Annotated in this window: 21 protein-coding genes and 1 pseudogene; 13 read left to right on the plus strand and 9 right to left on the minus strand. The window is 67.1% G+C overall.

What is annotated here, in order from left to right:
- Positions 1 to 35: 35 nt before the first annotated feature.
- Genes B9C43_RS51140 through B9C43_RS51150 form a run of 3 tightly spaced genes read right to left on the minus strand, consistent with a single transcriptional unit; the run spans position 36 to position 2840 of the window.
- Positions 36 to 680, minus strand: coding sequence for a biliverdin-producing heme oxygenase (locus tag B9C43_RS51140; RefSeq protein WP_084434498.1), 645 nt, complete (start codon positions 678 to 680; stop codon positions 36 to 38).
- Between the two features lie 57 nt (positions 681 to 737).
- Positions 738 to 1334: a TetR/AcrR family transcriptional regulator gene (locus tag B9C43_RS51145; protein ID WP_084434499.1), complete on the minus strand. Its 597-nt coding sequence runs from the start codon at positions 1332 to 1334 to the stop codon at positions 738 to 740.
- A gap of 9 nt (positions 1335 to 1343) precedes the next feature.
- Entirely contained in the window at positions 1344 to 2840 is a 1497-nt protein-coding gene (locus B9C43_RS51150) for a glutamate-cysteine ligase family protein (protein ID WP_084434500.1), read from the minus strand.
- A 190-nt stretch (positions 2841 to 3030) separates the two neighbouring features.
- Between B9C43_RS51150 and B9C43_RS51155 the strand changes: the two genes are divergently transcribed.
- A complete protein-coding gene (locus tag B9C43_RS51155; protein ID WP_084434501.1) occupies positions 3031 to 3825 on the plus strand; it encodes a TrmH family RNA methyltransferase in 795 nt (264 codons plus the stop codon).
- Positions 3826 to 3833: 8 nt separating this feature from the next.
- The gene (locus B9C43_RS51160; protein WP_084434536.1) at positions 3834 to 4409 is read left to right on the plus strand and encodes a DUF2537 domain-containing protein; all 576 of its coding nucleotides are present in this window, start codon (positions 3834 to 3836) and stop codon (positions 4407 to 4409) included.
- Here the strand turns inward: B9C43_RS51160 and B9C43_RS51165 are convergent.
- Together B9C43_RS51165 and B9C43_RS51170 are read right to left on the minus strand one after the other, a co-directional pair.
- Complete coding sequence (locus tag B9C43_RS51165; protein ID WP_033384906.1) at positions 4406 to 6226, minus strand: ABC transporter ATP-binding protein; 1821 nt, start codon at positions 6224 to 6226, stop codon at positions 4406 to 4408. The genes B9C43_RS51160 and B9C43_RS51165 overlap by 4 nt on opposite strands.
- Entirely contained in the window at positions 6223 to 7995 is a 1773-nt protein-coding gene (locus B9C43_RS51170; RefSeq protein WP_084434502.1) for an ABC transporter ATP-binding protein, read from the minus strand. The genes B9C43_RS51165 and B9C43_RS51170 overlap by 4 nt, the downstream gene beginning before the upstream one ends.
- Positions 7996 to 8174: 179 nt before the next feature.
- On the opposite strand from B9C43_RS51170, the gene B9C43_RS51175 reads away from it, so the two are divergent.
- From B9C43_RS51175 to B9C43_RS51185, 3 genes are read left to right on the plus strand one after another with little or no spacing between them, the layout of a single operon-like run.
- Positions 8175 to 9848: a glycosyl transferase gene (locus B9C43_RS51175; RefSeq protein ID WP_143447194.1), complete on the plus strand. Its 1674-nt coding sequence runs from the start codon at positions 8175 to 8177 to the stop codon at positions 9846 to 9848.
- Between the two features lie 60 nt (positions 9849 to 9908).
- On the plus strand, positions 9909 to 10418 hold the full coding sequence (locus tag B9C43_RS51180; protein ID WP_033384902.1) for a SigE family RNA polymerase sigma factor: 510 nt from the start codon (positions 9909 to 9911) through the stop codon (positions 10416 to 10418).
- 5 nt (positions 10419 to 10423) lie between these two features.
- Entirely contained in the window at positions 10424 to 11335 is a 912-nt protein-coding gene (locus tag B9C43_RS51185) for a hypothetical protein (protein WP_143447195.1), read from the plus strand.
- A gap of 279 nt (positions 11336 to 11614) precedes the next feature.
- Here the strand turns inward: B9C43_RS51185 and sepH are convergent, their stop codons facing one another.
- Positions 11615 to 12760 (minus strand): septation protein SepH, encoded by a 1146-nt coding sequence (gene sepH / locus B9C43_RS59845; RefSeq protein WP_084434537.1) that lies wholly within the window; start codon positions 12758 to 12760, stop codon positions 11615 to 11617.
- Positions 12761 to 13022: 262 nt separating this feature from the next.
- Here sepH and B9C43_RS59210 point away from each other — a divergent pair.
- A pseudogene (locus tag B9C43_RS59210) lies at positions 13023 to 13790 on the plus strand (glycosyltransferase 87 family protein); the annotation flags it as partial.
- Positions 13791 to 13996: 206 nt separating this feature from the next.
- On the opposite strand, the gene B9C43_RS51200 reads toward B9C43_RS59210, so the two are convergent.
- Both B9C43_RS51200 and B9C43_RS51205 read right to left on the minus strand, forming a co-directional pair.
- Entirely contained in the window at positions 13997 to 15163 is a 1167-nt protein-coding gene (locus B9C43_RS51200; protein ID WP_033384895.1) for a sensor histidine kinase, read from the minus strand.
- Positions 15160 to 15816 (minus strand): response regulator transcription factor, encoded by a 657-nt coding sequence (locus B9C43_RS51205; protein ID WP_033384893.1) that lies wholly within the window; start codon positions 15814 to 15816, stop codon positions 15160 to 15162. Before B9C43_RS51205 ends, B9C43_RS51200 begins: the two co-directional genes overlap by 4 nt.
- Positions 15817 to 15958: 142 nt before the next feature.
- On the opposite strand from B9C43_RS51205, the gene B9C43_RS51210 reads away from it, so the two are divergent.
- Genes B9C43_RS51210 through B9C43_RS51230 form a run of 5 tightly spaced genes read left to right on the plus strand, consistent with a single transcriptional unit; the run spans position 15959 to position 20273 of the window.
- Complete coding sequence (locus B9C43_RS51210) at positions 15959 to 16495, plus strand: hypothetical protein (RefSeq protein ID WP_033384891.1); 537 nt, start codon at positions 15959 to 15961, stop codon at positions 16493 to 16495.
- Positions 16492 to 17589: a peptidoglycan-binding protein gene (locus B9C43_RS51215; protein ID WP_033384890.1), complete on the plus strand. Its 1098-nt coding sequence runs from the start codon at positions 16492 to 16494 to the stop codon at positions 17587 to 17589. Before B9C43_RS51210 ends, B9C43_RS51215 begins: the two co-directional genes overlap by 4 nt.
- Positions 17586 to 18266: an ABC transporter ATP-binding protein gene (locus B9C43_RS51220; RefSeq protein ID WP_084434505.1), complete on the plus strand. Its 681-nt coding sequence runs from the start codon at positions 17586 to 17588 to the stop codon at positions 18264 to 18266. The genes B9C43_RS51215 and B9C43_RS51220 overlap by 4 nt, the downstream gene beginning before the upstream one ends.
- The gene (locus tag B9C43_RS51225; protein ID WP_084434506.1) at positions 18263 to 19492 is read left to right on the plus strand and encodes an ABC transporter permease; all 1230 of its coding nucleotides are present in this window, start codon (positions 18263 to 18265) and stop codon (positions 19490 to 19492) included. Before B9C43_RS51220 ends, B9C43_RS51225 begins: the two co-directional genes overlap by 4 nt.
- A gap of 55 nt (positions 19493 to 19547) precedes the next feature.
- Positions 19548 to 20273 carry an MBL fold metallo-hydrolase gene (locus B9C43_RS51230; RefSeq protein WP_084434507.1) on the plus strand — a complete coding sequence of 242 codons (726 nt, stop codon included), beginning with the start codon at positions 19548 to 19550 and terminating at the stop codon, positions 20271 to 20273.
- Here B9C43_RS51230 and B9C43_RS51235 read toward each other — a convergent pair.
- Positions 20263 to 20832 (minus strand): DUF7711 family protein, encoded by a 570-nt coding sequence (locus tag B9C43_RS51235; protein ID WP_143447196.1) that lies wholly within the window; start codon positions 20830 to 20832, stop codon positions 20263 to 20265. The two genes, B9C43_RS51230 and B9C43_RS51235, sit on opposite strands and share 11 nt — an antisense overlap.
- 78 nt (positions 20833 to 20910) lie before the next feature.
- Here B9C43_RS51235 and B9C43_RS51240 point away from each other — a divergent pair, with 78 nt between their 5' ends.
- Positions 20911 to 22269, plus strand: a complete 1359-nt coding sequence (locus B9C43_RS51240) for a serine hydrolase domain-containing protein (protein WP_084434509.1) — start codon at positions 20911 to 20913, stop codon at positions 22267 to 22269.
- Positions 22270 to 22358: 89 nt separating this feature from the next.
- Entirely contained in the window at positions 22359 to 23495 is a 1137-nt protein-coding gene (gene serC / locus B9C43_RS51245) for a phosphoserine transaminase (protein ID WP_033384882.1), read from the plus strand.
- Positions 23496 to 23525 lie beyond the last annotated feature (30 nt).

Raw genomic sequence — 23525 nt, forward strand, 5'->3', positions numbered from 1 at the left:
AATAAGGGGGCCGGCTCGAAGCGACCATGATCACCTCAGGACATGGAATATCTGGGCATGTCCTCGGCGAGTGCGGCGAAGACGGCCACATTCAGCTCGTACGCCCGAAGGCTCTCCACGATGACTCGCTTGCGCTCCTCGGCGTCCCATGGCGCGGAGTTCAGCAGCGCGCGGTAGTTGTCCCGGAATTTGGGCGCACTCGGGATCTGGTCGAAGACGTAGAACATCGATCCGGGGCCTTCGACCCCGTGCAGCTTGCGCAGCCTGTGCCGGATGACCTGGCCGCCCGCGATGTCGCCGAGGTAGCGCGTGTAGTGATGCGCCACGAACTCGCCTGACCACGAGACAGAACGGATCCGTGCGCAGTACTCGGTAGTCGCCGGGAGCGGCTCGACGACCGACTCCCACGCAGGTCCGAAGTAGTACGCCATGTCCTCACGCAACGCGTCGCGGCGGTTGAGCTCCGAGAACACGAACTTGCCCGCGATCGGGTCGTCCCGCATGGCTTCGGCGGTGTCTTCCAGTGCCGAGTACACGAAGTACAGCTGGCTGGCCAGCTGGCCGAACGCGTCGACTGACAACTCTCCGCCCAGCAGTGCCGAGATGTAGGGGGAGTGGTTGGCCTGCTCGTGCGCGGGCATCGTCGCAGCTCGCAGGGTTTCCGAGAACGTCGGGCTCATGCTCACGTCTCCTTTATCTGACACCGCTGTCAGAAAAGGATAGGTGATCTGTCGCAGTTAGGCCACCCTAACTCCGACGGCTCGGAGAATGAAGCGCACGGCGGTCTCAATCGTGTTGTCGAGCTCGGCCCCCGCGTCCACGACCTCACGGGACGCCAGGCTGGCCGTGATCATGGTGATCAGCACATCCACGTCCTCGTCGACCATCTGCCCCGAAGCGATCCCGGATTCCAGGATCGAGCGCAACTCGGCGGTGATCGGGTCGACGTGCTCGGCCATCCGCTCGTACGCCTCCGGCGACAGCAAGGCGTTCAGTTTCGCGCCCGGCGGCGTGTGCCGTCCGGCGAGCACGCGCAGCTGCATGCGGACGAACACAGCCAGCGCCTCGACCGGGTCGGACACCGCGGCGAGCGCTTCCCGCAGCCGGATGACGTACTGCGAGGTCTCGTGTTCGACGAACGCGACCAGCAGTGATTCCCGGTCAGGGAAGTGGTTGTAGATCGCGGTCCGGCCGACCCCGGCCGCCGAGGCCACCCCGGACAGCGTGATCGCGTCGAAGCCACGGGTGTAGAGCAGCGTGCGCATCGCGTCGAACACCTTCGCGCGCACCTGCGAGCGGTGCTCGGCCAGCGACTCGCCGAGGATTTTCGGCATTCCTCGACATTAGCCCACTGGCCAGGTGTGGACCGGTTCACCAGTGTGCATCAGCTCGAGGTACGCCCGCAGCATGCCGAGCAGTGCCGCGTCCCGGTTCATGCCGCGTTGCTCCAGCCTGGCCACGGTCTCCCGTTGCCAGGAAGCGCCGTTGCGCCGGGCAACGCACCGCTGCTCGATGATGCCCAGGTAACGCTCCCGCGCCGCGTCCGACACGCCACAGTCGCGCAAACCCTCGTGTGCCATGGGAAGCAGACGCCGCAGCACGAGTTCGTCCGGTGGGATCCAGCCGATGCCCGGCCAGTACAGCTGGGCGCCGAGGCCGTGCCGGGCCGCCGAGTACAGGTTCTCCTCAGCCGCCTGGAACGACATCTGCGTCCAGAGTGGACGATCCTCGTTCACCAGTGCGCGTTGCACGCCGTAGAAGAACGCAGCGTTGGCGATGAGGTCCACCACGGTCGGACCTGCTGGCAGCACACGGTTTTCCACACGCAGGTGCGGCACGCCGTCGACCACGTCGTACACCGGGCGGTTCCACCGCCACACGGTTCCGTTGTGCACCCGCAGTTCCCGCAATGCGGGCGCGCGGCCTTCGGCCAGCTCGGTCATCGGATCCTCGGGGTGCACCTCGGGCAGCAGACCCGGGAAGTACCGGACGTTCTCCTCGAACAGGTCGAAGATGGACGTGATCCACCGCTCGCCGAACCACACCCTCGGCCGGACGCCTTGGTTCTTCAGCTCTTCCGGCCGGGTGTCGGTGGCCTGCTGGAACAACGGGATCCTGGTCTCGTGCCAGAGTGCCTTGCCCAGCAGGAAAGGCGAGTTCGCGGCGAGCGCGACCTGTGGCCCGGCCAGGCATTGCGCCGCGTTCCAGTGCGCGGCGAAGTCCTCGGGTGCGACTTGCAGGTGCAGCTGCGCGGACGTGCACGCCGCTTCCGGCAGGATCGTCTCCGCGTAGCTGCGCAACCGGTCCGGGCCTTGGCCCGGCATCGGCTCGCCTTCCATGTTCAGCAGCATTTCCTCGCCGCGTGCGGCGAAGATGCGCTCGTTCAGCACGGCGTACCGTTCGCTCGGGGAAAGCCACCGCGCGTCGAAATGCTCTTCCCGCAATGTGGGCAGGATGCCGATCATCACGAGGTCCGAGCCTGCGTCGTGTGCCTTGGAGTTGGCCCGGGTCAAGGAGGTCCGGATGTCCTCCTCCAGCTCGATCGCCCCGTTGCCGTCCAACGGCCGGGGCTGCACGTTCAGCTCAAGGTTGTGCTGCCCCAGTTCCATCACGAAGTCGGGATCCGCGATCTTCTCCAGCACAACGGCATTGGTCATGGCCGGGTTGAGCTTGTCGTCGACCAGGTTGAGTTCGATCTCCAAACCCATGTGCCTGCGGTGGAATGCAAACGATTCGCTGTTGAGCATCGCGGCCAATGCGTCAAGACACCGCTGGACTTTGCGGCGATATTGCTGGCGATCCTCCCGGGAGTCGGCCCCGGCAGTCACGTCCCTTCCCATGCCGCCTCCCCTTCGCTCGGCTCGGCGCCACTAGCGGGAAAATCAACGTTGACACAGCAACTAGCGGAATCGCTAGCGGCCAAATCGGTGCTGTAAGTCACCCGGGTATAACGCTCCGCTGTAGAAAGGCCGTCGGACACAGCAGGGTTTCCCGTCAGACGGGAGTGCCAACCATGGGAAGATCACCCTTGTGGCCGCAGTGATCCGGATAACAGACCCCGCGGACCCGAGGCTGGACGACTTCCGCGACCTGACCACGGCCGACCGCAGACCCGACCGGCCAGGCGGAAAAGGCCTGGTCATCGCGGAAGGTGTGGTGGTCGTACGGCGACTTCTGGCCTCGCCGTACCCGGTGCGCTCGCTGCTCGGTGTGCAGCGGCGGATCGCTGAGCTCGACGCCGAAGTGGACAGTTCGGTCCCGGCATACGTCACATCAGCCGACGTGATGGCCGAGGTGGTCGGCTTTCACCTGAACCGCGGTGTGCTCGCGGTCGCGGACAAGGTCAAGCCGTGGAGCCTGGACGACCTGGCCGCGAAGAAACGCCTCGCCGTCCTGGAAGGTGTGGGCGACCACGAGAACCTCGGTGCGTTGTTCCGCAATGTGGCGGCGCTCGGGTTCGGTGGCGTGGTGCTCGGCCCTGGCTGCAGTGACCCGTTGTACCGCCGCAGTGTCCGCGTTTCCATGGGGCACGTGCTCGCGGTGCCGTTCACCACCGTGACCGAATGGCCGGGTGCGTTGAAGCACTTGCGAAGCAAGGGTTTCCAGGTGCTCGCGTTGACCCCGAGAGCGGACTCGGTGCCGCTGAACAAAGTCGCCACCGATGGTCCGGTCGCCGTACTGCTGGGCTCGGAAGGCCCGGGGCTGACCGACGAGGCGATCGACGCGGCCGATCACGCTGTGCGCATCCCCATGACGGGTGGTGTTGACTCGTTGAACGTCGCCACAGCTGGTGCCGTCGCGTTTTACGCCATCGGTACTGGTTAGCTGTGGCCGTGGAACTGCGCACGAACGGTGAGCGAGCCGAGCTCGTGGGGCCGGACGAGGAGGTCATCGACCCCCGGGTGCTCGACGTGCCGGCCGAGCTGACCACGGCCCTGCACGAATGGGCCCAGGTCGTGGCCGCGATGCAGCGCGCCGACGCGCCGGAGGACGCATCGGCTGCTGTCCTGGTGTCCCGGCGTGGCATGCAGCTCGCGGACAGACTCTCGGCGGTCTTGGAGACCACCGTGCGCTACCACGACCCGCTGACCGGCGAAGTCCTGTTCGTTGAGGCCGCTCCGCCGCCTCCGGTACCACCCCGCCCGCAGCCCGAGCCGACGCCGTGGCTGACCGGCCTGACGGTGGCCGGTCTGATGGCGATCGTGACGGTGGCGGCCGTGCTGACCTTGGCGATCACACTCAGCGAGACCAACGCCTTGCTCGCGATCGGCGCGAACGCCGTGGTCACGGCGGGCCTGGCACCATCTGTCTGGCTGGCCCGCCGTGTCCTGATCTGGCGCTGGGTCGCCCTCGGTGTCGCGTCCGGCCTGGCCATCGGCTGGGTCGCGCTGATATTCGTGCTGATCTAGGCCAGGCTCTCCAGCCAGGCCTGGTGCAGGGCCGCGAACTCGCCACGACCTTCGGCGACGAGGTCAGCGGGCGAACCGTCTTCGACGATCCGGCCGCCGTCGACCACGAGCACCCGATCGGCGATCAGCACTGTCGAGAGCCGGTGCGCGATGATCACGGCCGTCCGGTCGGTCAGCACCGTCTCCAGAGCCGCCTGCACGGCCCGTTCGCCGGGCACGTCGAGGCTGGACGTCGCCTCGTCGAGGACCAGCACCGACGGGTCGGCCAGAAACGCCCGCGCGAACGCGACCAGCTGGCGCTGACCTGCGGAAAGCCTGCCGCCACGCTTGCGCACGTCGGTGTCGTAGCCGTCCGGCAGGGCCGCGATGAACTCGTGGGCGCCGACCGCCGCGGCCGCCGACTCGATCTCGCCACGGGTCGCCGAGGGCTTGCCGAGCGCGATGTTGTCCGCGACCGACCCGGAGAACAGGAAGTTCTCCTGGGTCACCATGACCACCTTGGTGCGCAGGTCCTCGTCCGCCGTGTCCCGCAGGTCCACTCCGGACAGCCGGACGGACCCGGCTGTCGGGTCGTAGAACCGGGCGACCAGCTTGGCGATCGTGGATTTGCCCGCCCCGGTCGCGCCGACCAGGGCGACCGTCTGCCCTGCCGGGATGGTCAGGTCGAACTTCGGCAGCACGACCGGTGTTTCCGGGCCGTAGCGGAACTCCACCTGGTTGAACTCGATGGTTCCACCCGGCGGCAACGGTTTCGGATGCGCGGGCTCGACGACCGTCGGCTCCTCCTCGAGCACGCCGGAGATCTTCTCCAGCGCCGCGCTCGCCGAGGCGTACGAGTTCGCGACCTGTGCCAACTCGTCCAGCGGGTCGTAGAACCGGCGTAGGTACAGCGTGAACGCGGTCAGCACACCGAGTTCCATGCTTCCGCCGGTCACCCGCCACGCACCGATCCCGAGCACGACCGCCAGCGACACGTTGCCGATGAACCGCACGCTCGCCGCGAACGTCGCGACCGCGCTGGTCGCGGTGTAGTTCGAGTCCCGGTAGCTGGCGTTCTCCACGTCCATAATGGACTCGTTGCGGCGCTCGCGGCGGAATGCCTGCACCGCGCGGATTCCGTTCATGGTCTCGACGAACTGCACGATCACCTTGGCAATCGCGCCGCGGGTGGCCCGGTACGCCCGGCCGGACGTCGCCCGGAACCAGCGCAGCATCAGCACCAGCGGGATGAACCCGGCCATCACGATCAGCGCCAGCGGCACGTCCAGGATCAGCAGCAGCGTGCCGATGAACGCCAGCGACAGCACCGCGTTCAGCAGGTTGTCCAAGCCGTCTTCAAGCAGCTTGCCGATCGACTCCATGTCCGCGGTCAGGCGGGAGATGACCTTGCCGGACGTGTAGGACTCGTGGAACGACAACGAAAGCCGCTGCACATGCCGGAACAGCCGCTGGCGCAGGTCCAGCAGCACGTCCTGGCTGATCCGTGCGGCGAGCCGCTGGAACGCCATCAGCAAGCCGGAGTTGGCGATCGCGCTGAACGCGTAACCGCCGATGCACCAGGCGAGCGTGCTGGTGTCACCCCGGATCGCCGACGGGATCCCGCTGTCGATCGCCGCGGCGATCAGCAACGGGCCCACCAGCGACGACAGGTTCTGCAAGACCACCAGCGCCAACGCGGCCCCGGCAGGCCAGAGGTGCGGGCGGATCAGCGAGCCGAGCAGCTTGCGGGACCGTGCCTGCAGTTTGGCGCCGACCGCGGAATTCAGTTCCTGAACCTCTTCCGCGGCAACGCCACGCCATGCGTCGTCCTGTGTCATGCCCTCACCTCCTCCTGTTCGTCCAATGTGGACAGCAGTTTCCGGTACGCCGGGTTGCTCGCCAGCAGTTCCGAGTGGGTCCCGACGGTCGCGATGCGTCCGTCGGCCAGCATCGCCACCCGGTCGGCGAGCTGGACCGTGCTCGGCCGGTGCGCCACGACCAGCGCGGTCACCCCGGAAAGCACCTCACGCAGCGCGCGTTCCACCTCGGCCTCGGTGTGGACGTCCAAAGCGGACAGTGGGTCGTCGAGGACGAGGACTGCGGGCCTGCCGACGATCGCCCGTGCCAATGCCAGCCGCTGACGCTGCCCACCGGACAACGACAGGCCCTGCTCACCGATCCGAGTGTCCAAGCCCCACGGCAACGCCTCGACGAACTTGTCCGCCTGAGCGATCCGCAAGGCCTCCCAGACCTGTTCGTCGTTCGCGTCGACCGAACCGAGCGCTACGTTCTCCCGCACGCTCGCGGAGAACAGCACTGGCTCCTCGAACGCCACCGACACCAGCGTCCGCAGATCCGCCAGCCGCATGTCGGCGACGTTCACGCCGTCGATCGTGATCCGGCCCTCGGTCGCGTCGGCAAGACGCGGCACCAACGCGGTCAGCGTGGTCTTGCCCGAGCCGGTCGCGCCGACGAGGGCCACGGTTTCTCCCGGCTGGACGTCAAGATCGATCCCGCTGAGGATCTCCTTGCCGCCCTCCGAGTGGCTGAAGTGGACGTTTTCGAACCGCAGGTGACCACGGGCCGGGCTGGCAGGTGCCTTGGGCTGGGCCGGATCGGTCACCGTGACCGGCTCGTCCAGGCCTTCGAAGTACCGGTCGGCCGCGGTGGCGGCCTGGTTGGTCTCCGCGAGCAGCCAGCCGATCGAGTCGGTCGGCCACCGCAGGTACGCGGCCACCGTCACGGCCGCGACCAGCGTTCCGACGGTCATGGTCCCGTTGACAATGCCGGTCGTGCCGACCAGCAACTGGCCCGCGATACCGACCTCTGGCAGCAGGACGATCGCGGCCCACAGCAACGACGAGATCCGTACCTTGTGCAGTTCCGTACCGCGCAACAGCTTCGCTTGGGCGAGGAACTTCTTGGCCAGGTGCGGGCCGCGGCCGAACGCCTTGAGCACGCGGATGCCCAGTGCGGACTCCTCCACCGTGGTCGCCAGGTCACCGTCCTGGTCCTGCGCCAGCCGCGCGACCACGTTGTACTTGCGTTCGAACACCGTGGAGATCGCGATCAACGGCAGCGCCGCGACCAGCACGGTCAGCCCCAGCCAGAAGTTGAGGCTGAACAGCACGATCAGCCCGCCGATCAGCGTCAGGCTGTTGACCACCAGGAAGATCGCGACAAATGCGATGAAACCGCGGATGGTGGACAAGTCGGTCACCGCGCGGGACAGCAACTGCCCGGACTGCCAGCGGTCGTGGAACGCGACCGGCAACCGCTGCAGGTGTGCGTACAGATCACGGCGCATCTGCGCCTCGATGTGTGTCGTCGGTCTCGCCAGCACCTTGCGCCGGAAATAGAAAAGCCCGGCCTCTGCCGAGCCGAGCAGTGCCACTCCGAGTACCGGCCAGAGCAGGCCGGCCGTATCACCTCGGGCGATCGGACCGTCCAGAATGCTCTGGATCATCAGTGGAATAGTCAGGCCCGCGGCCATCCCACCGACCGTGGCGATGATCGCGAGTACCAGGTATCGTCGCCACGGCCGCGCGTACGGACCGAGACGCCACAGGGATTGATAGGCCGAGCGTGGTTGCTCCGCCTCTGCCATTCCGTCCCCCCAACTCCTTGATGCCAGCCTTCGACGTTACAAAGCAACGCACTACACGTGCATCCGAATTTCTCCGCCATCGTGCGACCTCAAGCACACTTGAGGTCAACTCGATGCAACCTGGCGGGCGTGGAAAGTGTCTCTTTAACGTGCTGCAGAAGAGTCCAACGATCCGACGGGTGACCGCTCGCCTGACCGCGCGGGACGCGGTCGTCATCGGCATCTACGTCCTCGCCGCCGTGCTTCTCTACAGTCGCATGTGGACAGACCTGCGGCATGGGTACCTGTACAACAGCATGCAGGACCAGAACATGTTCGAGTGGTTCTTCGCCGTGGCGGCCGCGTCGCCGGGCGACGCGTTGTTCACAACGCTGCAGAACTACCCGTTCGGCGTGAACATGATGGCCAACACGTCGGTGTTGGGCCTGGGGATCCCGCTCGCGCCGATCACATGGCTCTTCGGCACGACGGTGACGTGGACGCTGGCGCTCACTGCCAGCGTCGCGGCGAATGCGGCCGGTTGGTACTGGGTGCTCTCCCGGCACATCGTGGACAGCCGGACCGCGGCGGCGGTCGGCGGTGCGTTCTGTGCCTTCGCTCCGCCGATGATCACGCACGCGACCGCACATCCGAACTTCACCGCGTTGTTCGTGCTGCCGTTCATCGTGTCTCGCGTCATCCTGCTCGCGCGAGGCGAGAACATGGTGCGCCACGGGGTCATCCTCGGTTTGCTGGTGGCGTATCAAATCTTCCTCGGCGAGGAACCACTGCTGATCGCGGCGACGGCACTGGTGATCTACGCGCTCGCCCGGCCGTCGATCGTGAGCATGCACCTGGTCAAGGGTGTGGGGATCGCCGCACTGGTCACCCTTCCGCTGGTCGCGTATCCCTTATGGCATCAGTTCTTTGGGCCGCAGAGCTACGACGGCTTAGGCCACGGCCCGGCCGGCAACGACTTGGCGACGGTGACCGCGTTCGGCAGCTACTCGCTCGCGGGCGATCCGGAACAAGCAGGCAAGATCGCCATCAACCCGACCGAGGAGAACGCGTTTTTCGGCTGGCCGCTGGTGATCCTGGTGGTGGTGCTGGCGATCTGGCTGTGGCGGGTGGCTGCGGCCCGTGCACTCGTGATCACCGCGGTCGCGATGGTGGTGCTGTCGCTCGGCTGGGAACTGACCGTGAACGGCGAGAAGACGGGGATCCCGTTGCCGTGGGTGATCGTGTCGGAACTGCCGCTGTACGACTCGATGCTCGGTCCTCGCCTGGCCATGGCGTGTGCCCCGGTGATCGGAATCCTGCTTGCCATGGCGTGTCACCGAATTCTTACGCTTGCCGCGCACGCCACGCACATTCCGTTGCGGCTGCTGTGGTTTGGCGCGCTGGCCGCGATTCTTCTTCCTATCGCGCCGACTCCGCTGCCCATCATCGAACGCGCCGACACCCCGGCGTACTTCACTGAAGGGATGTGGCGGGCCCATGCCGGACCGGACAAGTCAGTGATGACCGTGCCGCCGGCGAGCGCAGGCCATTCGCTTCCGTTGTACTGGCAGGCCGAGTCGGGTATGGGCTTCGCGCTGGCCGAGGGGTACTTCGTCGGCCCGGACCGAGACGGGCTCGGTCACTACGGGGCGGTCCAACGGCCGACAAGCCGACTGCTCGACCAGATCGCCCAAGGCTATGACCGCCCGATCGGCCCGTCGGAGCGCGCACAGGCGCAGATCGATCTGCGGTACTGGCGGGCAGGCGTGATTGTGCTCGGGCCGCACGAACGGCAGCGTGAACTACGTCAGGCATGTGACGCGCTGTTCGGCAACGGAACCTATGTTGGTGGCGTCTGGACATGGCCTGTGTGACTGGCGTCACACAACCGATGGTGCTTCCGGCACTGTCCCCCAGACGAAAGGGGGTGGGTTGTGCGAGCGTCAGACGAAGAGCATTACACCGAGTACGTGACAACCCGGCTGCCTGCCTTGCGCAGGGTCGCCTATCTGCTGTGTGGGGACAGCCACCGCGCGGATGACATCGTCCAGAACGCGATCACCAGGTTGTACGTGCACTGGCGGAAGGCACAGTCGGCGGACAACCTCGACGCGTACGTACGAACCACGGTGGTCCGAACGTTCCTGAACGAACAACGCACCGGCTGGTTCTCCCGTACCCGTGTGGTCGACGAGCCGCCCGAGGGAATGGTGCGCGACCGGGACGTCGAAACCAGCCACGTCCTGCACGCGGCCTTGCGCCGGGTGCCGCCAAGACAACGAGCCGTCCTGGTGCTGAGGTTCCTCTACGACATGTCAGTCACCGAGGTCGCGGGCGCCTTGCGGTGCTCGGAGGGCAACGTCAAAAGCCAGACCTCGCACGGCCTGGCCACGCTTCGAAAGCAGCTAGGGGAGCACACATTGAGCCTGTTGGGCGGGAGGTGACGAGCATGAACGAGAACGACGGACTGCAGTTGCTCGCGCCGTTGCGCGAACTCGACCCGGACGCCCGATCCAACGTGGACATCGAAAAAGCCAAGCGTGTCGGCCGCCGCACCAGCCGACGTCGCGCCGTGGTCGGCGCCGCGGCCGTCGTCGGCGTCTTCGCCCTCGTCGGAATCGGTGTGCCGGCCCTGTCGGGGGCGTTCTCCCGCGGCGCGGTCGCTCCGGCCGTGACCCCCGCGGAGTTCAACCCGCTGATCGAAGTGGTCACGGTCGGCTCAGCAGGCGGCTTCCAGCCGCAGTCGTACGAGACCGGCCGTACCCAGCAGGTGATCCGCCTCAAACGAGCCGACGGCGGAACCGGATCGGGCACGATCATCGTGTACCCGCCAGGCCCGAAACCGGACATGCCGCCCGGTTTGAGCTTCGAATGGACCCCGGGCGCGTGGGCATGGATCAGGCTGGACGGCCCGGAACCCGACATGCAGGCCCGTGCCGACCGCGTGCGGCAGAGCGTGAACGCGGTGCCGAACAAGTTCGCGAAGGTCCCGTTCACCCTGGACCGTTCGGCGGAGGACTGGATGAAGGTCGCCAACATCGCGACGTTCTACGACAACCGGCCCGGCGACCCGAGCAGGGTCACGCTGAATTTCAGCCGCGATGGCCTGCCAGGCACGCCGTCCATGTCGATCGTGGCGAGCGAGGACGGCTATGGGCCTGGGGTCAAGGAGAACCTCGGCGGTCACGAGGCCACGGTGACCGAGGCGTACGTCGCGATGACTGACCGGGCATCGGGATTGAACGCCATAGCTATGACTGACCCGGCGAGCATCCCGGCCGCCAAGCAGGTGATCGCCACCTTGCAGTTCGTGCCGGATGCGACGAACCCCGCGAAGTGGGTCGCCAACCTGTTCCGCTGATCAGGCTCGCCCCGGGCACTCCGGTGTCCGGGGCGCAGCCTTGTGAGCCCTGTTTCCCCAGCTCAACGCTTGTGCGGAGCAAAACTGTCGTACCCCTGGGATAGCGTGAAAATCAGGGGGTCCCCCTGGCGGATTCCTGGTGGGGAGGGGCTTGGCCAAGGGGCGGTACGGGGGCAGGGGGAGCTGGGGGTATGTGAAAAGGGACAGGCTCGGCCTGTCCCTTTTCACTGTCTTTTGGCTGCGGTCGGCCCTGGCCGGAGCGCACGCCCGGCGCTGCTGTCAGCCTCGGTTGGAGCGGACACCCAGCAGGACGTCCTCCCACGCGGGCACCACCGGGTGGTTCTTCTTCTTGCCGCGCCGCGGCGCTGGCTTCTCCTTGGCGGCTTCCGGCTTGGGCTCTGGCTCGGGCACCAGTTCTTCTTGCACCGGCTTGGTCGAAGCCGCCGCAGGCTCAGCAGCAGGAGCGGGCTCCGGCTCAGGCTGGGCAACAGGCTCCGGCTCAGCCGGTGGCTGGTGAACCGCGGCTGGAGCGGCCGGAACAGCGGGCGCAGCGGGCGCAGGAGGTGCAGGAGCAGCTGGGGCGGGCTCCGGCTCCCGATAAACAGGCTCGGGTTCCCGGTGCACAGGCTCCGGCTCCGGCTGAACGACCGGCTCCGGCTCCTGGTAAACGGGCTCAGCCGAAGCCGAAGCCGAAGCCGGGGTCGAAGTCGAAGCAGGTGCAGGTGGTGCCGGTGCCGGGGCGGAAGCCGGAGTCGAAGCCGCAGGATCCGGACGCGGCGGAGCCTCCACCGCAAGCGCTTGCCGAGCCAGCTCGGTCACCGGCCGGACGGTCCGCAAAGACCTGTTCGGGTTCGGGTCGAGCAGGTCATGGGCGTGATCGTCGAGCGGGGTCACCGTGCCGCCGTGGGCACCCGGGTGGAAGGACCAGTGCGCGTGGTTGTCCGAGCGGCCTGCCGTCCAGCGCAGCTGGACGATCCACTTGTTCTCCTCGTTCTTCCACGAGTCCCAGACCGCCTCCGAGTACTCCTGGCCGCGCAGGCCGAACGCGTGCGCGCAGACCTCGCCGAGCGTCTGCACGTCCGGGCCGTCCTCACGTACGGGGTGGGCGCGCTGGGCCAGGTCGGCCGTGCGGGACCGTTCGAGCAGCACCGGGTAGGCGAACCGTTCGACCTTGTCCTCCGGCAGGCCGGACGCCTCGGCGACCTGTGCGACGGACTCACCCGCACGGATGCGGGCCTGTATTTCACGTGGGCGCATCTGGCTCTCCAGCTCGATTTCGATCTGGCCGAGTCTGGTGACGTCGCCACGGGCGGCCGCACGCAGCCGCTCGTCCGCCGGCAGTTGGAAACGCTCGCCACGCATCGGGTCTTCGAGGATGACAGTCTTGCCATCCTCTCCGAGCCCGACAACTCGCAGCGCGCGCACCTCAAGCCTCCCGAATGACTTCACCTCGCTGACTTTGTGACGTTATTACGGCGCGCCTCCTTGACGAAGTAGGCGCGCCGCGCCTCAGCGAGATACTCACATCGATCTTCCCGCATCCCCAGCGGATTCGCACTCCTTTAGCCAGTACTTTGGTTAGGCAGAACGGAGGAAACACACGGTGCGGGGGAGAACGCTTGTCCTGATCATCGCAGCCGAGCTGGCCGTCGTAGGGCTGATCAGCTGGCTGAAGGTGTTGGACGGCATGGATTTCGAGATCTACCGGCTTGGCGCATTGACATGGCTGCAGGGCGGTGATCCTTACGGTGTGTTGCCGCCGACACGCCGCGGCATACATTTGCCGTTCACCTATCCGCCGTTCGCCATCCTCACGTTCCTGCCCGCGACTTTGGTGTCCGCGTGGGCGGGTTTCCTTGTCCTCACCGTGATCTCCATCGTGCTGCTGCCCGCGGTCGTGTTCGTCTTCCTGGTGACCTTGCGTGGCCGGGAAAAGGGCCTTGTCCTGCCCGCCTTCGTCGCGATCGGCGTGCAGTTGCTCGCCGCGGGCATGGATCCCGTCCGGTCGACGCTCGGTTACGGCCAGATCAACATGGTGCTGATGGCACTCGTGGCCGCCGACTGCTTGCTGCCCAACAAGCGTTTTCGCGGTGCGCTGATCGGCCTGGCCGCGGCGATCAAGCTCACGCCTGCCGTCTTCCTCCTGTTCTTCCTGGTGCGCAAGGACTATCGGGCGGCCATGCGCGCGGGTGTGACTTTCCTCGCCGCGACTGCCGTGGCTTTCGTGGTACTGCCCGGCAGTTCGGTCACGTACTGGACCGTGTTGTTGTTCAACGGGGAACGAATTGGCGGTCCGGATTACGTTGGCAACCAGTCACTTCGCGGCGCGTTCGCCCGGTTGTCCGTTGATTTCTGGTGGGTTCTGCCCGCCGCGGTGATCATTGCCTTGACAGTGTTCGTAATACGGCGTACCAGCGTGCCAGTCGGACTGGCCGTAACGGCGTTGTGCGGTTTGCTCGTGTCGCCGATTTCCTGGGTGCACCACTGGGTTTGGCTCGTGCCGGTGCTGGTGGTGTTCGGCTGGGTCGCGATCACTGAGCGTCGCATCGGCATGGCCGCGGCGGTGGTGCTGGCCGCGGGTGTCGCGGTCTACTCGCCGATCTGGCAGTTCGAGCAAGGCGGGTGGAGCGACGGGATCTGGCAACAAGCCGTCAGCGACATCTACGTACTCGCCGGGATCATCCTGTTGGGCGTGGCCGTGGCGTACGCGGGCGGCAGGTCGACCCGCAGATCCAGTCCGCCGGACGGTCGAGCGGCCACCCCGATCGACCCGTCGTGGGCCTTGACCACGGATCGCACGATCGACAGCCCCAATCCCGAGCCGCCGGACGTGGCCGTGCGCTCCAGCCTGCGGAAGGGCTCGAACAACCCGGGCAGCGCCTCCACCGGCACCACGGGCCCGGAGTTGACCACGCGCACCGCGGGCGAATCGCCCACTTCGACCGAAACGCAACCGCCGGGCTCGTTGTAGCGGATCGCGTTGTGCACGAGGTTGGTGATCAGCCGCTCGAGCAGCACGGGATCACCGGCCACAGTCCGCGGCCGGATTCGCTTCTTGATCGTCACGTTGTGCTGGTCGGCCAGGCCGATCGAGCCGACCAGCACGGTCTGCGCGACCTCGTCCAGCCGGACGGGGACGCGGCCGCGCAGGCCGCGGTCGCTGCGCGCGAGCACCAGCAGACCCTCGATCAGCCGTTCGCTGCGCTCGTTCGTGATGAGCAGGTGCTCGCCGAGTTTGCGCAGGTCAGGCGAGGCTTTCGGGTCCGCCATGGCGACTTCGACGAGTGTTCGCTGCACGGCCAGCGGCGTGCGCAGTTCGTGTGAGGCGTTCGCGACGAAGTGCGTCTGGCTGTCGAAGGCCGACGCGAGCCGGTCGAGCATCCCGTCGAAGGTGTTGGCCAGCTCTTTCAGCTCGTCGTCCGGGCCGTCGAGGTGGATGCGCCGGTTCAGGCTCTCCGCACCGAGCCTGCGGGCGGTGGCCGTGATCGTGTGCACCGGCCGCAGCACGCGGCCCGCGATGTACCAGGACGCCAGCGCCGCGACCCCGCCCGCGACCAGCAGTGCGATGCCCGAAGTCATCAACATCGTCTGGATCGTCGACGCCCGGTAGTCCGCGACGGTGTCGAGGGTCTGCGTGCGCTGCAGAGAGACGCCGCCGCTGTCCGGGTAGATGTCCGACGTGGTCGGCATCGCCGCGACGAACGAGGCTGGCTGGGGCAGAACGCCCACCAGCAGCAGGTAGTTGATCACCACGAGCACCACGCCGACGGCCATGAAGACGAAGCCGTAGATGACCGTCAGGCGGGTGCGTACCGACCAGCGCTTCATGACAGCCGGTACCCGGCGCCTGGCAGCGTGTCGATCACCGGCGGATCACCCAGTTTGCGCCGCAAGGTCATCACCGCCACCCGGACGGCGTTGGTGAACGGATCGGTGTGCTCGTCCCATGCTTTCTCCAGTAGATCCTCGGCGCTGACCACGGCACCTTCCGCGCGCATCAGCACCTCGAGCACCGCGAACTCCTTGGGTGACAGCGAGAGGTGTTTGCCGTCACGAGACGCCTGGTGCCGCGGCAGATCCAGGACCACACCGGACCGTTCGAGCACGGGCGGCAACGCGGGCCGGGCCCGCCGCGCAAGCGCTTGCACCCGGGCGACCAGCTCGTCGAAGGCGAACGGTTTGGTGAGGTAGTCGTCGGCGCCCAGGCGCAGGCCGGCCACGCGATCGGTCACGTCACCCGCGGCGGTCAGCATCAGCACCTTGGCCTCGCCTCCCGCGCTGATGAGCGACCGGCAGACGTCGTCACCGTGCACTTTCGGCAGGTCGCGGTCCAGCACCACGACGTCGTAGCTGTGCACATGGACGCGTTCAAGGGCGGCGTCACCGTCGTAGACGACGTCCACTGCCATGGAAAGCCGCCGCAATCCCTCGGCCAGGGTGTCGGCGAGCAGTCGTTCATCCTCGACGACCAGAACGCGCATGTGGACAGTGTCCCTGAACTGGGGTTAAGCGCGAGATAAGCGCTTTCGCTTAACGCGCTCGAACCGGTCGGTCTCTAGAAATCGTGACCAGCGGGTCCGGGCTGTCGGGGGCCAGACCCGCCAGACGAGAAAGGGAGATCACATGGGATCCAGGTGGCGCCTCGCCGCCGTGGCCTCGTTGTTCGTCCTGGCGACGGCGTGCGGCAGCGACTCCGGCGGTGACAAGGTCGCTTCGCTCGGGGACGGCAAGGGCGGAAACGCCCAGAACAGCGAGAACAAGAACGACGGCAAGACCGACGAGGACCGGATGCGTGAGTTCGCGAAGTGCATGCGTGACCACGGCGTCGACATGCCCGACCCAGGCCCCGACGGAAGCATGGCCGCGACCCGGGTGGAGGCGGGTGACGAGGAGAAGATGAACAAGGCGGGGGAGGCGTGCAACAAGCTTCTGCCCAACGGTGGCAAGCCGAAGCCGCTTTCGCCCGAGGACCTGGACAAGGCCCGCCAGAGGGCCAAGTGCATGCGTGAGCACGGGTTCGACTGGCCCGACCCGGACCCGAACGGCGGGCAGGCCGGCATCTCCATCGACCTCAGTGGCGACAAGGAGAAGCTCGACAAGGCCTTCAAGGAATGCGGCATGGAGATGATGGGCGTGCCGGCAGCCGGAGGCGGCAAGTGACCGACGAAGGACCACGGCGACTGCGTAAACGACGCCGTACTCGCTGGATGATCACCGGAACGGCCACCGTCGTCGCGCTCGGGGTCGGCACCGCGGTCGTGCTGACCAGGGTCGGTTCGGGATCGGCCGTCGCGGCACCGCAAGGACCCGCGAAGGTCGAGACCGCGGAGGTGGTCAAGACCGACCTCGCGGACAAGAAGTCCGAGAGCGGAAAGCTCGGTTACGGCATCGAAACCGCCCTGCCTGGCCGGAAACCGGGCACGATCACCGGGCTGCCCGCGATCGGCGACCAGTTCGACCGGGGCAAGTCGGTGTACACAGTGGACGCAAAGCCTGTCCCGTTGTTCTACGGCACCATCCCGATGTACCGGCCGGTCGGCCCGGGCGTGACCAACGGCCCGGACGTCAAGCTGATCGAGGAGAACCTGAAAGCACTGGGGTTCGGCGGGTTCGGCACACCGGACGAGAAGTTCACCGACGCGACAGCCACTGCGATCAAGAAGTGGCAGAAGCAGCTGAAGCTGGACCAGAACGGCACCGTCGCGGTCGGCGATGTGGTGATCGCGCCAGGGCCGTTCCGGGTCAGCACGCTCGTCGCTTCCCTTGGCAGCCAAGCAACCACCGACGTGCTGAAGTACACCGGGGTGAACCGTGGCGTGACCGTCAAGATCAAGGCCGAGCAGCGCGACAGCGCCAAGGTGGGCGCGAAGGTCACGGTGAGCGTCGGCGGCAAGCAGACCACGGGCACCGTCCAGCAGGTCACGTTGGCCGCACCGGACAACAACCAAGGGATGCCGGGGCAGGACCAGGACACCAAGTTCGACGTGTCCATCACGCTGGATGACCCGGCCGCGATCACCGCGCCCGACGCGAGCTCGGTGGACGTCCGATTCACCGTGCAGAGCCACAACGGTGTGCTGGCCGTGCCGGTCGGTGCGTTGCTGGCGTTGGCTGAAGGCGGTTACGCGCTGGAGGTCGTGGAAGGTTCGTCGCGGCGTCTTGTTCCGGTGCAGACGGGTCTGTTCGCCGACGGCAAGGTCGAGGTGAGTGGTCCGGACGTGCGCGAGGGCATGCAGGTGGTGACCACATCGTGACCCCGGTGCTCGCTGTCCGCAACGCGGCGAAGACGTATCCCGGTGGTGTGCAAGCACTTCGTGATGTGTCATTGTCGGTGTCGCAGGGTGAGCTGCTGGCGATCGTCGGCCCGTCGGGGTCGGGGAAGTCCACATTGCTGCACTTGATGGGCACTTTGGACATTCCGACGTCCGGCCGGGTCGAGATCCGCGGGCACGATGTCGCCAGGTTGAACGACCGCCGGCTCTCCGCCTTGCGGTCGCGCTGGATCGGGTTCGTGTTCCAGCAGTTCTTCCTGACCGAAGGGTTGTCCGCAGTGGACAATGTGGCGACTGGCCTGCTGTACGCGGGAGTTTCGGCTCGGCGCAGACGGCAGATCGCGTTGGGTGCGCTGGAACAGGTCGGTCTCGGTGGCCGCGCGTGGCATCTGCCGAGCGAGATGTCCGGCGGTGAAAGGCAGCGTGTCGCGATCGCGCGTGCGGTGGTGAACCGGCCAGCCATCGTGCTGGCCGACGAGCCGACCGGGAACCTCGACAGCACAACCGGTTCCGGGATCCTGTCGTTGCTGTACCAGCTGAACGCGGCGGGCACGACGATCGTGGTCATCACGCATGACAACGACATCGCGGCTGCCATGCCACGGCGGGTCGAGATGCGGGACGGCGTGCTGCGCCTCGACACGGGAGCCGCCGCATGACCGCTCTGCTTGATCGTCCGCCGGAGGCTGATCCGCTGCCGTCCCCGCGTCGGCTCGGGTCGAAGGACATGCTTCGCCTTGGCGCCCACGGCATGCTGACCCGTCCGTTGCGAGCGGTGTTGTCAGCACTGGGAATCGCGATCGGGGTTGCCGCGATGATCGCGGTGGTCAGCATTCCGGCGTCCAGCAACAAGGCGCTTGCCGACCAGATCGCCGCACTCGGGCCGAACCTGCTCGTGGCCAAACCAGGCCAGACGTTGTTCGGTGATCCGGCGAAACTGCCGGAGAGCTCGGTCGGGATGGCGCGCCGGATCGGCCCGGTGACGGGAGCGTCGGCAACCGGGAACATCAAGGCGACGGTGCGCCGCAACGACCAGATCCCGTCCGATGACACATCCGGGCTCGCGGTGCTCGCGGCAAAACCCGACCTGATCGGTGTGCTGAACGGAACGATGCACAGCGGGAAGTTCATCGACGCGGCATCGGCCAAGTTCCCCGCAGTCGTACTGGGATCGGTCGCGGCGACCCGCCTTGGCATCGACCACCTCGACCCGGCGGCACCACCGCAGGTGTGGATCGCCGGGCAGTGGTTCACCGTGGTCGGCATCCTCAACGCGATGCCCCTGGCACCGGAGATCGAACGGTCGGTGCTGGTGGGCTGGGACGTGGCCAAGGACAAGCTCGGCTTCGACGGCCACCCCACCACGCTCTACACCCGTGCGCAGGACGCACAGGTCGAGAACGTCCGCAGTGTGCTTGCCGCGACGGTGAACCCTGAGCGCCCCAACGAGGTCCAGGTCTCACTGCCGTCGGATGCGTTGGCCGCGCAGAAACTCGTGGACGAGTCGTACAGCGCGTTGTTCCTGGCGTTGGGTGGAGTCGCGTTGCTGGTCGGCGGAGTGGGTGTCGCCAACACCATGGTGATCTCGGTGCTGGAACGACGCCGGGAAATCGGTCTGCGCCGGGCGCTTGGCGCGACCAGAAGGCAGATCCGTGGTCAATTCCTGGCCGAGTCAGTGCTTTTGTCCGGCCTCGGCGGAATCGTCGGCGTGGTCATCGGTATCGGCGTGACGGCGGGTTATGCGTTGAGCCAGAACTGGCCTGCGGTGTTGCCGCCGTTGGCATTGATCGGCGGAGTCGGGATTTCGGCCGTGGTCGGTGCGATCGCCGGTGCCTACCCGGCGATGCGGGCCGCCCGCCTGCCACCGACGTCGGCGTTGGCGTAGTCCGCTGACGGCGAAAAAACTGGCCGCGGGCCATGATCCTGCCTAGCGTTGTGGCATGGGGATCATGGCTCTGCGGCCGTTTTTGTACCAGGTGCAGCTGAAATTCGGGCAGGCGTACCTCTGGCAGGACGGCAGCGAGTTCACGCTGATCGACACCGGCATCCCGGGTTCGGCCGAGGACATTCACGACGCCCTCCGGTACCACCTCCAGCGGGACACCTCGGCGATCCGCCGGATCCTCATCACCCACGCCCACGAAGACCACTACGGCTCAGCGGCCGACATCCGCGCGTGGCACGGCGCCCCGGTGCACGTTCATGCGGCCGACGCGGCTGTGGTGCGCGGCGAGGCGCGCCAGGCACCGCCGGTCCTGACCGAGTTCGACAAGCCGATCTGGGAACAAATCCAGGCACTGGGCATCCCGGGCATGGACGTCCCACCATCCACAGTGGACGTCGAGCTGTCCGGCGGGGAAGTGCTCGACTTCGGCGGCGGAGCGCAGATCCTGCACGTGCCCGGCCACACGCCCGGCAGCATCGCGATCTACCTGCCCGAGCACAAGACCCTGTTCACCGGGGACACCGTCGCGAACGAGGGCGGAGTGCTGCTCGGCGTGTTCAACCAGGACGAAGACCTGATGCTCGACGGCTTCCGGCGGCTGGCGGACCTGGATGTGGAAACGGTGTGCTTCGGCCACGGCGAACCGATCGTCGAAGGCGCGGGCGCAGCCCTGCGAGCAGCGGTGAATTCACACCAGAAACGCCGCCCGATCAACGCCTAGCGTCGAGGATGTCGAGGTAGCCACTGGTCACCGCATGAAGATCGTCGGCGACGGGCTCCAGTTTGCCTGGGCTCCAGCGCTTCTCCGAGTAAGCCGAGACCCGGGACCGCATGGCGGCAAGGCTGATCGCGAGCTCATCGTCGAGCCGCGCCCGCAACTCCTCCGTGCCAGGCGCGGCGATCCGAACCCGGTCTGCCTTCTCGTCGCGGATTGCCGTGAGCGCGTCGGACAACACGCCCTCCGAGGCGTCCCAGACCAGCGCGGGCCGGACGACGAAGTGGTTCCAGATCGGTGCCCGGGCCGACCGCCACACCGGTGTGAACGGGTTGCGAGCCATCCGGGTCGCGTTGGCCCAGTGTGATGCGCCCGCCGGTGCCGACAGCCAAGGCACCTCAGGCAGGTCCACGGCCAGCGCCACGTGCACCGAGTCCAAATCGGCCGGAGACTCCAGGAACTGGCCGAACACCCACAGCTGGGTGACCGGCAACGGCAGGCCGCGCATCTCGTCGCACGCCGTCGCCAATGTTTCGAGGTGCTGGAACGCGCGAGTCCACTTCACCTGGACATTTTCGCCCATAGACGTCGTTGATGCCCTGGGCGAGGGCGCGCTCCCAGAATGACACGCGAGAATCACCGCATGCTGCCTTCAACTGAGCTGGCCCTCCTCCGCCGCGTCGCGCACGAGCAGGCAACTTGCCGGGCACCGTCCCTGGTCGCGGCAGTGGTGCGGGAGGGTGGACTCGTGTGGTCCGGCGCGCGTGGCCGGGTCGACGGCGAGGTGCCGGGGCCGGACACGCAGTACCGGATCGGGTCGATCACCAAGACGTTCACCGCCGTCCTGGTCATGCGCCTGCGGGACGAAGGCAAGCTGGACCTGAACGATCCACTGGACAAGCACGTGCCGGGCACTGTCATGGGTGAGCGGACGCTCGCGCAGCTGCTGTCGCACACGGGCGGCGTGACCTCCGAGTCGCCGGGGGTCTTCTGGGAGCGTGCGCCCGGCGGGGACTGGGCGGCGCTGCAGGCGAGCCTCGGGCCTGAGGCCTTGGTGCTGCGTGCGGGCAGCAAGCTGCACTACTCCAACGTCGGTTACGGCGCGCTGGGCGAACTCGTGTCGCGGCACCGGGGGATGAGCTGGTTGGACGCGGTCAACCAGGAGCTGCTCGCGCCGCTGGAGATGACGCGGACAACCCCGCACCCGGTGGCACCGCACGCACTGGGCTGGGCGGTTCATCCCCACGCCGACGTGCTGCTGCCCGAACCCACACCGGACGCGGGCGCGATGGCACCCGCTGGCCAGCTGTGGTCGACGCTCAACGACCTGTCGCGCTGGTTGCGGCTGATCGCCGGGGACACCGGCGACGTGCTGCACCCCGACACCATGGCCGAGATGCGCGCGCCCGTGATGGTGGACGACGGCGATCACTGGACGGCCGGGTTCGGTCTTGGCCTGCAGCTCGCGCGGGACTCCGGGCGGCGGATGGCCGGGCACACCGGGTCGATGCCCGGCTTCCTGGCGTGCGCGCTCACCGACGCGGCCAGCGGGACCGGCTCGTTGGTGCTGACCAACGCGACGGCCGGGGTCGGCATCGTCGGTCTTTCCTATGACCTGATGAAGATCGCGGACGACATGGAGCCGGAGCTGCCGACCGAGTGGGCGCCAGCGACGACGGTCAACAAGGACCTGCTGGACCTCACCGGCGCCTGGTATTGGGGTCCGGCCATGTACCAGTTGCGCCTGCTTGACCACGCGTGGCTTGAGCTGGTGCCGATCCAGGGCGCCGGCCGCGCGTCGCGGTTCCGGCCGGCCGGTGACGGCACGTGGACCGGCCTGGACGCCTATTACGCTGGGGAAACGCTCAAGGTCGTGCGCGACGAGCACGGCGAGGTCTCCCACCTGGACCTGGCCACGTTCATCTTCACCCGCCGTCCGTACGAACCCGCTGGTCCGATCCCCGGAGGTGTCGACCCTCACGGCTGGGGTACGCGCCGCTAGGCCACATGACAAACTGGTTACCTCCCGGCAACGGCGCCGGTACCGCCGCAGTTCATTTCGATCCAGATGAGATCCCCCGAAGAGGCGCCATGACGCAGACCGTTGACCCGACCACTCTGCAGTTGCCCGGTGAGCTCAAGCCGTCCGACGGCCGCTTTGGCTGCGGCCCGTCCAAGGTCCGGCCGGAGCAGTTGGCGCGTCTCGCGTCCGAGGGCGCGGCCTACATGGGTACCTCGCACCGTCAGAAGCCGGTCAAGTCCCTGGTCGGCCGGGTCCGTGCGGGCCTGCGTGAGCTGTTCTCACTGCCCGAGGGCTACGAGGTCGTGCTCGGCAATGGCGGTACGACCGCGTTCTGGGACGCTGCCGCGTTCGGCCTGGTGAACGACAAGGCCCAGCACTTCACCAACGGTGAGTTCTCCTCGAAGTTCGCCAAGGTCACCAACGAAGCGCCGTTCCTGTCCGACTCGATCGTGATCAAGGCCGAGCCGGGCACCGCGCCGGAGATCACGTACTCCGAGGGTGCTGACCTGGTCGCGTGGGCGCAGAACGAGACCTCGACCGGTGTGGTCATGCCGGTCGTCCGTCCGGCGGGTTCCGGTGACGCGCTGATCGCGGTCGACGCCACCAGCGCCGCCGGCGGCCTGCCGGTCAACATCGAGGACGCTGACGTCTACTACTTCGCGCCGCAGAAGAACTTCGCCTCCGACGGCGGCCTGTGGATCGCGCTGATGTCCCCCGCGGCTCTCGAGCGGGTCTCGTCGATCGCCGCCAGCGGCCGCTGGGTGCCCGAGTTCCTTTCGCTGCCAACGGCTTTGGACAACTCGGTGAAGGACCAGACGTACAACACGCCGTCGGTGGCCACGCTGTTCCTGCTGGCCGACCAGATCGAGTGGATCAACGGCAACGGTGGCCTGGCCTGGTCGACCGCCCGCACCGCCGACTCGTCCACGCGCCTGTACCAGTGGGCCGAGAAGACCGCGTACACCACGCCGTACGTGGCCGACCCGGCGCACCGCTCTCAGGTCGTCGGCACGATCGACTTCGCCGAGGACGTGGACGCGGCTGCGGTCGCGAAGGCGTTGCGCGCCAACGGGATTGTCGACGTCGAGCCGTACCGCAAGCTCGGCCGCAACCAGCTGCGGGTGGCGATGTTCCCGGCGATCGAGCCGGACGACATCACCATCCTGACCAACGCCATCGAGTGGGTCGTCGAGCAGCTCGGCTGATTCGTCGGAAATGGGCCCGCGATCGAGCGG

The organism is Kibdelosporangium aridum (assembly GCF_900176515.1).
GTDB classification, from domain to species: domain Bacteria; phylum Actinomycetota; class Actinomycetes; order Mycobacteriales; family Pseudonocardiaceae; genus Kibdelosporangium; species Kibdelosporangium aridum.